The sequence below is a fragment of the Desulfovibrio sp. genome, assembly GCF_019424165.1.
Classification (GTDB): domain Bacteria; phylum Desulfobacterota; class Desulfovibrionia; order Desulfovibrionales; family Desulfovibrionaceae; genus Desulfovibrio.
On the sequence record NZ_JAHZAA010000053.1, the window covers coordinates 1 to 10,745 of the forward strand.

9 protein-coding genes and 1 tRNA gene are annotated in these 10,745 nt (G+C 56.1%); 9 read left to right on the top strand and 1 reads right to left on the bottom strand.

What is annotated here, in order from left to right; translation table 11 throughout:
* Together QZ377_RS12070 and QZ377_RS12075 are read left to right on the top strand one after the other, a co-directional pair.
* The coding region (locus QZ377_RS12070; protein ID WP_291441424.1) for a YetF domain-containing protein at positions 1-312 on the top strand (312 nt) is incomplete at its 5' end.
* A gap of 121 nt (positions 313-433) precedes the next feature.
* Positions 434-685 (top strand): GlsB/YeaQ/YmgE family stress response membrane protein, encoded by a 252-nt coding sequence (locus QZ377_RS12075; protein WP_291441425.1) that lies wholly within the window; start codon positions 434-436, stop codon positions 683-685.
* 376 nt (positions 686-1,061) lie between these two features.
* Here QZ377_RS12075 and QZ377_RS12080 read toward each other — a convergent pair.
* Positions 1,062-1,139, bottom strand: a tRNA-Pro gene (locus QZ377_RS12080).
* Positions 1,140-1,268: 129 nt separating this feature from the next.
* Here QZ377_RS12080 and QZ377_RS12085 point away from each other — a divergent pair.
* The 7 genes from QZ377_RS12085 to QZ377_RS12115 all read left to right on the top strand — a co-directional run.
* Entirely contained in the window at positions 1,269-2,339 is a 1,071-nt protein-coding gene (locus QZ377_RS12085) for a chemotaxis response regulator protein-glutamate methylesterase (protein ID WP_291441427.1), read from the top strand.
* A gap of 26 nt (positions 2,340-2,365) precedes the next feature.
* The gene (locus QZ377_RS12090; RefSeq protein ID WP_291441429.1) at positions 2,366-4,297 is read left to right on the top strand and encodes a HEAT repeat domain-containing protein; all 1,932 of its coding nucleotides are present in this window, start codon (positions 2,366-2,368) and stop codon (positions 4,295-4,297) included.
* A gap of 821 nt (positions 4,298-5,118) precedes the next feature.
* The gene (locus tag QZ377_RS12095; protein WP_291441438.1) at positions 5,119-5,955 is read left to right on the top strand and encodes a protein-glutamate O-methyltransferase CheR; all 837 of its coding nucleotides are present in this window, start codon (positions 5,119-5,121) and stop codon (positions 5,953-5,955) included.
* A gap of 5 nt (positions 5,956-5,960) precedes the next feature.
* The gene (locus QZ377_RS12100) at positions 5,961-6,737 is read left to right on the top strand and encodes a ParA family protein (protein ID WP_291441432.1); all 777 of its coding nucleotides are present in this window, start codon (positions 5,961-5,963) and stop codon (positions 6,735-6,737) included.
* Positions 6,731-7,468, top strand: coding sequence for a chemotaxis protein CheW (locus tag QZ377_RS12105; protein WP_291441434.1), 738 nt, complete (start codon positions 6,731-6,733; stop codon positions 7,466-7,468). The genes QZ377_RS12100 and QZ377_RS12105 overlap by 7 nt, the downstream gene beginning before the upstream one ends.
* Before the next feature lie 263 nt (positions 7,469-7,731).
* On the top strand, positions 7,732-8,100 hold the full coding sequence (locus tag QZ377_RS12110) for a response regulator (protein WP_012625008.1): 369 nt from the start codon (positions 7,732-7,734) through the stop codon (positions 8,098-8,100).
* 64 nt (positions 8,101-8,164) lie between these two features.
* On the top strand, positions 8,165-10,745 hold a 2,581-nt coding region (locus tag QZ377_RS12115; RefSeq protein WP_291441436.1), incomplete at its 3' end, for an Hpt domain-containing protein.

Sequence of the window (10,745 nt, forward strand, 5' to 3'; positions counted from 1 at the left end):
ATAGAGCCCAACGGTCAGCTTACCGTGCAGAAAAAAGAAGATCCTCATATCTCCAATGTGGTGCTCAACAATGGTGCAGTGGTTGAGGCCGCTCTTGAGGTGATCGACAAGGATGAAACCTGGCTGAAAGCCGAACTGCAAAAACAGGGGTACGATTCATACGAAAACATCTTTTTTGCGGAATGGAATGAATACCGGGACGACGCCGGAAAACTTGCCGGAAACCTGTATGTTGTCGAGCTGGACAGCAAAAAAGAGAGCAAAAACAGCAGTGCGCCCATTCCGCCCCAACAAGGCGAGCAACCTGCCTGAAACGCACGACCTTTATATCATGGACACAAGGACCATGTATTCATGCGTTTCTTCAGGCCAGTCGGAACGCCAGATCGTTTCGCAGCTTGCTGTAACAAAATACCATAAAAAAGAGGACAGCATGGGTATAATCTCGTGGATCATTTTTGGAGTCGTCGCAGGTGCCATAGCCAAGTTCATCATGCCTGGGCGAATGGAAAAAGGATTTGTCATGACATCCCTGCTCGGCATTGTTGGGGCTTGTGTCGGCGGCTTTATAGGCACATCACTGGGCTTTGGAAAAGTTACAGGCTTCAACTTGCCCAGCTTTTTTGTTGCCGTGCTCGGGGCCATGGTTGTTTTGATTCTCTACGGCAAACTTAAAAGCAGATAGACGTTTGCTGCCGTGACTGCCCAGGCAGCCATCTGCCGAAGAAAATGAAAGTCTGTTCCCGGCATAAAAAAGGGAAAGCCCCGGTGGCGCCGGGGCAATCAGGGATGTGTAAGCAGTTGTCAAGAGACTATGCCTTAACACGGCATCGCTGTCAACATAGTACACCAGTTGTTCTCTTGTTTTAAAACCGTTACACTAAGCTCCCCTATACGCGATAAGGTATACACAAAACATCAATGGCGCTTGCGGCCATCCTGAGCAGGAACCATCAAAACGCCAGCCAGGTTGAATCGGCAATATGAAAGATGATTTTTTAAAAACGCTGCATTCAACAAAAAAAGGAGCCACAGGTTTTACCTGTAACTCCTTGATTTTTTGGTCGGGATGGCGCGATTTGAACGCGCGGCCTCAGCGTCCCGAACGCTGCGCTCTAGCCAAGCTGAGCCACATCCCGTCGAGAAAGGCAAGATATGCGAGACACGTAATTTTTGCAAGCCATTTTTTATTTGTAAAAAAATAAGGCCTGACGTAGCATGACGCTGGCCCTTGGAGGCATAAAATCTTTGCGGAGCGAGCAGCCTGTATGATCCGTGTTCTTGTAGTCGACGATTCCACTTTTATGCGAAATGCCATTACCGCCCTGCTGGAACAGGATCCGGAAATCAAGGTTGCCGGTACTGCCAAAGATGGATTGGAAGCCCTGAAAAAAGCCGAAGAACTGGATGCGGACGTCATGACCCTGGATGTGGAAATGCCGCGTCTTGACGGTTTGGGAACCCTCCAGCGGCTTATGAAGGTCACCCCCATGCCGGTGCTCATGATCAGCTCTCTGACCGAAAGCGGCGCGGAAAGCACCTTAAAGGCCATGGAGTACGGCGCACTGGATTTTATTCCCAAAAACATGAGCAATGATCGTGATGCCTTTGGTGCGGAACTGCGGCGCAAGGTTACGGCTCTGGCACGCCGCAAAACGATTATCCGGCTCAAATACCGCCGCATCAACAATATCCCCATGCCGGCCGCCATGCCGCGCACACAGCCACAGCAGCCCGCCGATTACGTGCAGACCCCCTGCCTCGGGCCGCGCGATCTGGTAGTTATCGGCGTGTCTACCGGGGGGCCGCCGGTGGTGCAAAAAATACTTTCTGCCCTGCCGCCGGACATTCCGGCCTGCTTTCTGATTGCACAGCATATGCCCGCAGCCTTCACCGGCCCCTTTGCCAAAAGGCTCGACAGCGTATGCCGTATAGGCGTCACTGAAGCGCAGGACGGCGACCGCTTGAAGAATGGGCATGCCTACGTCTGCCCCGGCGGCAGACACATAAGCGTTCGCATGCGCGGCCCCCTGCCCGAAGTAGCTGTAACCGAAGAACCACGCGATGCCCTTTACAAGCCCACGGTCAACCTGCTTATGGAAAGCGCGGGCAAACTTATGGGACGCCGCACCCTGGGCGTCATGCTCACGGGCATGGGTTCGGACGGATGTGAGGGCGCAAGGGTTTTGAGAGAAAAAGGCGGCTGCCTCATTGCCCAGAATGAAGCCTCATGTGTAGTGTACGGCATGCCCAAGGCAGTAGTGGACGCCAAGCTTGCAAACCAGATTCTCGACGCCGACGACATAGCCCAGGCCATCATGACGATAATCAGAGGCTGACCAGCAGCGCAGCAGGAAACGACACTATGGAACATACGCTCAATACGTCTTCGCCCATTCTGGAAGCATTGCAGTCCGACGACAGCACGACTATCCGCAATGCCGCCTTCAGTGCCGGCGACATGGCTTTGCAAGACGCCGTCCCCCTGCTTTGCGAGCATATCAAAAGCAGCAACATCGGCGTGCAGGAAGCGGCGGAATATGCCCTGCGCAAGATTCGTGGCCCGCACGTTGTCGCAGCCCTGCTGCCCCTGCTGCGCAGCGACGAAGCCCCGGTACGCAACGTAGCCATGGATATCCTGCGCGAAATCGGCAGCGACAGCATCGAGAGCATGCAGCCCTACCTGCAGGACGATGATCCCGACCTGCGCATCTTTATAGCCGACATTCTCGGGTACTGCCTCACGCACCAGGCGGCCATCCTGCTCGGCAGGGCGCTGCTGAAAGATCCTGAGGTCAACGTGCGCTACCAGGCGGCTGTCAGCCTGGGCAATCAGGCCTTTCCCGAAGCAGTGGCCCCCCTGTGTCAGGCCATGCACGATGAGGAATGGGTGCAGTTTGCCGTGGTGGAAGCCCTGGCAAAAATCAAGGATCCCTCCGCCGCCAACGGCCTTGTAAAGCTGTTGCCCCAGGCCTCTCCCCTTGTAAGTTCCGCGATCATCGACGCCCTGGGCGGCATGGGTGATGTGAAGGCCATTCCCCTGCTTTTCAGCTCTCTTGAAAATGTCAGCGTGCCTCTGCGCCACAAGATCGTCAAAGCCATTGTGCAGATTTTGAGCGGCCGGTCCCTGTCGCTTTTGTCCGCCAAATCGCAGGAACGTCTGCGCACGTATCTGCTTGAAGCCCTTACGGACAATGATGACGACATCCTGCTGGCGGCCCTGCAAGGTCTGAGCGCCATAGGCCGCGAAGATGCCACAACGGCCATTATTGATATGGCCCTGACGCTGGACGTGGAGCGGCAGCCCGAACTTTACGAGGCTGCAATCCAGTCGCTTGCCTCCGTTGGCTACAACCATGTGCTGCGCGATGCCCTGCGCAGTGATGACGAGCACCGCGTTGCCATCGCCATGGAAGCCTGCCGCCTGCTCGACGACCACAGCCCGGTAGAAGAGCTGAAAAACATCTACTGGCGGGTCAGCCCGGATCTGCGCCGCGCCGCAGCCGCCGAAGCGGCCCTGCTGGGCGACTGTACCGATGCTCCGTTTTTTTTCTCTGTGGTTGAAGAGTCCGATGATGCAGAAGTTCTTAAAAGTGCTCTGGTTTTCTTTGGCAATCAACACACCTGCCCTGAAGTGGAAGATGTGGTTTTTTCCCAGATCGACCACCGCTATGTGGACGTGAAGGAAATGGCGCTTGAAGCGTGCATCAACCTTCACAGTCCCAAACTTAACGCCCGCTTCAAAGAAAGGGTGCTCAGCGACGATCCCATGCAGCGCATGATGGCCGTTTACGCTCTTGGGCGGTACAGCGTGACGGAAAATCTGGAAGAAATAACCAGAGCGCTTGAAGATCCGTCGCCACGCGTCAGACAGGTGGCGGTTGAGGCTTTTCAAAATATCGGCCCGCAGGCCGAAGCCTACCTGCCAAGCCTGATGACCCGCCTGATTGACGAGGATAAAGACGTGCGCGTGGCCCTGGTGGACCTGCTCGGGCAGATCGGCACTCCATCCGTGATGCCGCACATCATATCTGCACTGGCTGACGACAACGACTGGGTAAGAATCCGGGCTATCGAGGCTTTGGGCATGCACAAGATTGCCGAAGCAGTACCCACCCTGGCCCAGATGCTGGAAAACGCCAACCCCATGGTGACATTCAAGATTATAGAGGCTCTGGGCATGATCGGCGGCAATGTGGCTTTCACTGTGCTTCTGGGCATGATGGACAATGAAGATCAAGAAATTCAGCATGCTGCGGCAGAAGCAGTGGCAGCCATACAGGCCGAACAGGAGTAGCCATGTCACAGCCTCCTACCATGTTTCCTTATAGCGCGCCGAACAACAGCGCCGATGAAACGGAGAAAAAGGGATCCACGGGTTCCGCCACATCAGCGGCAGGCATCAGGGACACCACCCAGCCCTCCCCTTTTTCACGCCCGGCGGCTCACCAGGAACGGCGCCCGGCTTCCGCCACGATACCCGGCACACAGCCCACGTCACCGTTCAGGTCCGAGGCTCTCAACCAACGGCCTCCCACGCCTGCCGCACCTGCGTCATTCGGCCAGACCGCTCCGGGCGCGCGACCGTTGCAAACCGCACCCGCCTCCAGCCCTTTTGCCGCGCAAACGGCAAGCACCGGGACCGGATACGGCGCAGCGAGCCAAAGTACACTGGGGCAGACAGGCGCGGGGCGTCCCTACCTCGGGCAAACCGGCCAGGGGCAACCCAACCTGGGGCAGTCCACCTGGAACTCGCCGTTGCGCCAAAGCGCAGCGGCAACGTCCGGCACTGCTGGCCTGCCCTCCACCACGCCTCCGGCATCCGGCCTGTTCAGTAACAGGGCAGCACGCCCCGGCAGCGGCATACTGCCCGGCACAACACCCCCCGCAAGCGGAGCAGGCGCGCTGCGCCCAAACGGCCTGACCCCAGGTGCAGGCGACGCATTCCGGTCTGGAGTGGGAGCGGCCGCGCAGGGAAACCTGCCTTCCCGACCTTCTCTTTTTCGCAGCACACAGCCGGGCGAGGCTCTACGCCAGCCCCTGTCGCCCACTGCGGCATTTCGCGCACCTGCAACAGCTCCTGCAAGCGCCAGGGCGACTTCGCCTTTTCGCAAGGACCTGCAGATAACAGATGAAGAATTTTTGCAACTGCGTGACTTTATCTATCAGCAATGCGGCATCTTTATTGCAGAAAACCGCAAATACCTCGTTGAGAACCGTCTCTCCAACCGTATCAAGGATCTGAATCTCAAAAGTTACAGCGAGTATTACAATTATCTTCGCTTCGATGCCAGCCGCAGAACGGAACTGAACAAGCTTTTTGAGGTGATGACCACCAACGAAACCAGTTTTTTCCGTAATCCTCCCCAGCTGGAAGTTTTTCAAAAACAGGTGCTGCCGGGAATACTTGATATGTGCCGCCAGAAAGGCTCAAAAAAGCTGCGTATCTGGTCGGCAGGCTGTTCCACGGGCGAAGAGCCGTACACCCTTGCCATCATTCTGCATGAAGTGCTCAAAAGCGAGATCCATAGCTGGGATATCAAAATAACGGCCAACGACCTTTCAGAGGCTGTGCTCTCCGCAGCGAGGCAGGGAATCTACAGCGAATACGCCCTGCGCACCACCCCAAAGGAAATAGTTGATGCCTACTTCATCAAAGACGGTAGCCTTTACAAGATCAAGCCGGAACTGAAGAACATTATTTCCTTCGGGCAGATAAACCTTAGCGACAGAGAGCAGTTAAAGCGGGTCGAAAGGTCGCAGATTGTATTCTGCCGCAACGTCATCATCTATTTTGACGACGAAATGAAGCGCAAGGTAATCAACGCCTTCTATGACAACCTTGAAACCAACGGCGCGCTGCTCATCGGTCATTCAGAATCGCTGCATAATATCAGCCGCGCATTCCAGCTTGAGCATTTCAAGGGGACCATCGTCTACCGCAAGCTGGCGTAAGCGACATGCGCGCCAAGGTTCTTGCCATAGCCAATCAAAAAGGCGGCGTGGGAAAAACCACCACTGCGGTAACCCTGGGCAGCGCGCTGGCGCGCGCGGGCAAAAAGGTTCTGCTGCTGGATCTTGATCCGCACGCCTGCGCAACCCTGCATGCCAGGATTTATCCGGAGGATGTGCAATACAGCCTGCATGACCTCTTTCTGGCTGACGAAACCCAGTGGCCCGCCCTGTGGCCGCATCTGGTGCGCGCGCAGGCCTTGCACGGCATGGATGTGGCCCCGGGCAGCATACGCCTTTCAGAGCTTGAAGTGGACTTCAAGGAGCGCAGTGCCAAGGGCGGCGTGCTGACAAAAAGTCTTGTCCACGTAAGGGACAGCTACGATTTTGTGGTGCTGGACTGCCCGCCGCATGTGGGTATTTTACTGGTCAACGCCCTGGTTGCGGCAGACCTGCTCATAATTCCCATTCAAACAGATTTTTTGGCTCTGCACGGACTGAAGCTGCTGTTTGACACATTGCATACGCTGAACAAAGCCCTTGGCAGGCCGGTGCTCTACAGGGCGCTGCCCACCATGTATGACAGGCGGGCCAAAGCCTGCACCAGAGTGCTTGAACTTTTGCAGCACAAAATGGGGCACGCCATGTTTTCTTCCGTAGTCGGGGTGGATACGCGCTTCAGAGAAGCAAGTGCACAGGGATGCACCATCTACGATATAGACAAAAACTCCAGGGGCGCGCGTTGTTATGAATCTCTGGCCGAGGAAGTGTTGCACCTATGGTAAAAACGCCTGAAGAGTACTTTGCTGATCTGTCTTTTGCGCCGCCCGAGCAGGGAACGGCAGCATCCCTCAGTGATGCGGAACGGGCTTTTGTGCAGAAATATCTTGGCGGCGAGACGGTTGCCGCCCTGCCGGTGCAATCCCCTCTGGCGGCCATGCCCTGCACGGGTACGGAGCAGATTCGCGCACCCGCAGAAATGCCTTCCGCCCCCGCGGCCGCCACAGCCGGACAATACCGGCATGACGCAGCCGCAGCTCCGAAAGCAGCCGTGCCGCTGAAGTCGCATTTGGCAGCGCAAGACAAGGTGCAGATGGTATCGTTTTATGTGCGCGAGCAGATTTTTCTTTTGCCGGTTTGTGTTATTGTTGAGGTCTTGCGGTATATGCCCCTCACCCGCCTGCCCATGGCTCCTCCCTTTGTGGCCGGGGTAGTCAACCTGCGGGGACGGGTCACCCCGCTGCTGCATCTGGACGCCCTGCTGACGCTGGAACAGCAATACCACTACGCGCCGGGGAACTTCATTGTGGTATGCAACGGAAAAGACATGCAGCTTGGCTTTATTGTCGACAAGATCCATACCATGTACATGATTGATCAGCGGAAAATAAACTGGAATGCTGAAAACCAGCTTGGGGCCAGCGCTGATTTTCTTTATGGGCTGGCCGAGGTGGGCGATCACCTGCACGGCATCATAGACCCGGAAGTAATTGTGGAAAAACTGCTGGACATCTAGGCGCCCACGATCACAGGCAAACGCTTGCCCTTGCAAATAATGTAAATAACATCTACGATATTTTGAAATTTTTTCTAAATTACACTTTTGTGCCAACGCGGATCAATGCTTCAAATGCCGGCCCACATCGGCCGCACGAGCAGCCGCACCGCACCCTGGTTTTTGGGTGGTTGCCTGCAGCACTGCCGAAAACCGACAGAAAAATCCATGCTGCACTGCCCCGCAAGGCGGCAGTCAACATTTGACGGACAGGGACAGATATTATGAAAAAACATATCATGGTCGTCGATGACTCCAAAACCATCCGTAACCTGGTGGCCTTTGTGCTGAAAGGGGAAGGCTTCAAGGTCAGCACCGCCGAGGATGGCCTTGACGCCATCGAAAAGCTGTACAGCCTTGACCCGGTGGACTTGATCGTCTCTGATGTCAACATGCCGCGCATGGACGGTTTCACCTTTATCAAGACCATCCGCGCCCAGGATGCCTACAAAGACATCCCGATTATCGTGCTTTCCACCGAAGGGCAGGAAAAAGACATACAAACCGGTATGAGCCTTGGGGCCAACCTTTATATGGTCAAACCAGCGCAGCCGGAAAAAATGGTTCGCAATATAAAGATGCTCCTGGGCTAGCCGATAAGAAAGACAGTATTACCCAAATGGGTACAGCGCTTTCAGCCAAGCAAGGGTATGGGGTATGAGCCAGGATCTTTTTGACCCGGAATTATTTGCTGACTTCATTGCAGAAGCCAAAGAGCACCTCGAAACTATCGAGCCCAATCTTCTTGAGCTTGAAAAAGCTCCGGGGAACTTGGCACTGCTCAATGACATCTTCCGCCCCATGCACTCGCTCAAGGGCGCTTCGGGCTTTCTTGGCCTGAACCGCATCAATCAGCTCGCCCACAAGTCTGAAAACATTCTGGATGAGCTGCGCAAAGGCAGCATGGTCGTCACGCCGGAAATTATGGACGTTATTCTGGCTTCCACAGACGCCCTGCGCCAGATGATTGATAACCTTGAGAGCAGCAATAGCGAAGGTGAAGTGGAAATCGGGCATATCATGGCCCAGATTGACGCCATCATGGCCGGAGAAATTCCGGTGCAGGAACAGCCCGGACAAGCCCCGGCATCTCCGTCTTTTCCGGCGGCAGAAACCGCACCGGCTTCCGCCGCTCCCCTGCCCGAAACAGAGAATTTCGCGGCAGTGCATGAAATGTCCGATGTCCCGCTGTCTGATCCGACAGCCGAAGCGCAGCCCCAGGATGGCGCGATTGCCGGCGTGGACGGTGCCGACGGCATGAGCGGCAAGGAATGGGTCGCAACCCTGCCTGCCTTGCCGCCCTACGCCCTTACAGCTTTTGGGGAAAGTCATCTCAAAGATTTCATTGATGAATCAATTGAAATAATTGAAAATCTCACCAATGGCCTGCTTGAGCTTGAAGAAAACCCCACAGGCCAGGGCGAGCTCGTCAACGACCTTTTCCGTTTTTTCCACAACATGAAAGGCAACAGCGGCATTATCGGCTATAATGACCTCAATGCCCTCACCCACGAAGCGGAAACACTGCTCAATAACGTGCGCCAGGGCAAAATCATCCCTACGCACGAGCTTATTGATCTTTTGCTGCTTGTTGTGGATGTTATGGAAGCCCTCGTACACAATATTGACGTTGCTTCCGGCCAGGCGTCGCCCTTTGAAACAGGTTCCGTTGTCAAGCAATTGCAAAATGCCCTTGCCGGCGGCCCCATTGCCTTGCCAGCGGAATTACTGACCGCCCAAGGGCGTGAGCAGGCAGACTCCGGCGAGCCGGAACATGCGCATGCTGGTGATGATGTCACGGGCGCGCCCGTGGAGGTGGTGACTCCTACCATTATTCCCGTGGGCTCTGAAGGCGATGATGCCGAAGCTTTTCGCGTCACCGTGCAGCAACAGATCGAAATTATCCATGCGGCCCTGGAAACCCTGAAAAAAGACGGCAGCCACAAGGATTCCATTGATGCCCTGTACCGTTGCCTGCTGGCCATAAAAAATGCCTGCGGCTTTATGGGGCTGGCGGACATCAAGACCTATGCCGAACGCACGGCCGGTATTGTGGATCAAGGGCGCAGCAGCGGGATAGACTTCGACCTCATGGTGGATCTGCTGGATCAGGAAGTAAGCATCATCCAGGACATGGTGCGTCAGGCCCTGAACGATGGCAAGGTTCCCACAGACGTCAGTTCCGCCACCACGAAGCCTGCTTCTGATGAAGAAGATGGGGACGGTACCGCGGTCACCTCAGATAAACCTGAAGGTACGCCCACCACAACCAGCACCCCCATTGCATCCGCTCCGGCACAGGCTGAAGTTCAGAACGCCGCGCCAGCAGATGCAAAAGCGACAACTCCGGCGACTACGGCAGTTCCGGTATCCGGCGGGCAAAGCGCCGAAGCAGCCTCGCGCCCCGCTCAGGCCAAGCCTGCGACCCCGATGGCGCAAGCCGCCCCAGCGCGCGCCGCGGCCCCGCAGACAAAGGGCGCGGCTCCCGCCGCTGAAGGGCACAAAAGCTCTTCCACCATCCGGGTTGACCACGAACGCCTTGATCATCTCATGAACCTCATCGGCGAGCTGATCATCAACCGTAACCGCTACACACTTATCGCCCGCTCGCTCGAAGACAGCGGCGACAACATAGACATTTCGCATGTGGCGCAAAGCCTTTCTGAAACGACCTACGCCATGGCGCGCATCTCTGACGACCTGCAAGACACCATCATGAAGGTGCGCATGGTTCCTGTGTCATCTGTATTCTCCCGCTTTCCCCGTTTGGTGCGCGACCTTTCGCGCAAAAGCGGCAAAGAGGTAGACCTGGTCATGGAAGGAGAAGAAACGGAACTGGACAAGAGCGTGGTAGAGGTCATAGGTGACCCCCTTGTCCACCTTATCCGCAACTCCGTTGATCACGGCATAGAATCGGAAGATGTGCGCCTCGCCGCGGGCAAACCCGCCAAGGGCAAAGTGACGCTGCGGGCTTTTCACAAGGGCAATTCCGTTGCCATTGAGATCGAAGACGACGGCAAGGGCATTGACCCGGCAAAAATGCGCGAAACAGCCATCCGCAAAGGCGTGATCACTGCCGAAGAGGCCGCACAGCTGGATGATCGCGAGGCCGTGGAACTGATCTTTGCCCCCGGTTTTTCCTCTGCCGACCAGATTACCGATGCGCTTTGCGTCCTTCTTCGCCGCCGGGTCAAGACGTTCCTCACCGCCCGCAATGGTCACCGTGCCGGCGTTGGCC

Excerpts from the sequence above, each read along its gene's own strand:
- QZ377_RS12075 (WP_291441425.1), top strand. The coding sequence starts at position 434 with ATGGGTATAATCTCGTGGATCATTTTTGGAGTCGTCGCAGGTGCCATA.
- QZ377_RS12085 (WP_291441427.1), top strand. The coding sequence starts at position 1,269 with ATGATCCGTGTTCTTGTAGTCGACGATTCCACTTTTATGCGAAATGCC.
- QZ377_RS12090 (WP_291441429.1), top strand. The coding sequence starts at position 2,366 with ATGGAACATACGCTCAATACGTCTTCGCCCATTCTGGAAGCATTGCAG.
- QZ377_RS12100 (WP_291441432.1), top strand. The coding sequence starts at position 5,961 with ATGCGCGCCAAGGTTCTTGCCATAGCCAATCAAAAAGGCGGCGTGGGA.
- QZ377_RS12105 (WP_291441434.1), top strand. The coding sequence starts at position 6,731 with ATGGTAAAAACGCCTGAAGAGTACTTTGCTGATCTGTCTTTTGCGCCG.
- QZ377_RS12110 (WP_012625008.1), top strand. The coding sequence starts at position 7,732 with ATGAAAAAACATATCATGGTCGTCGATGACTCCAAAACCATCCGTAAC.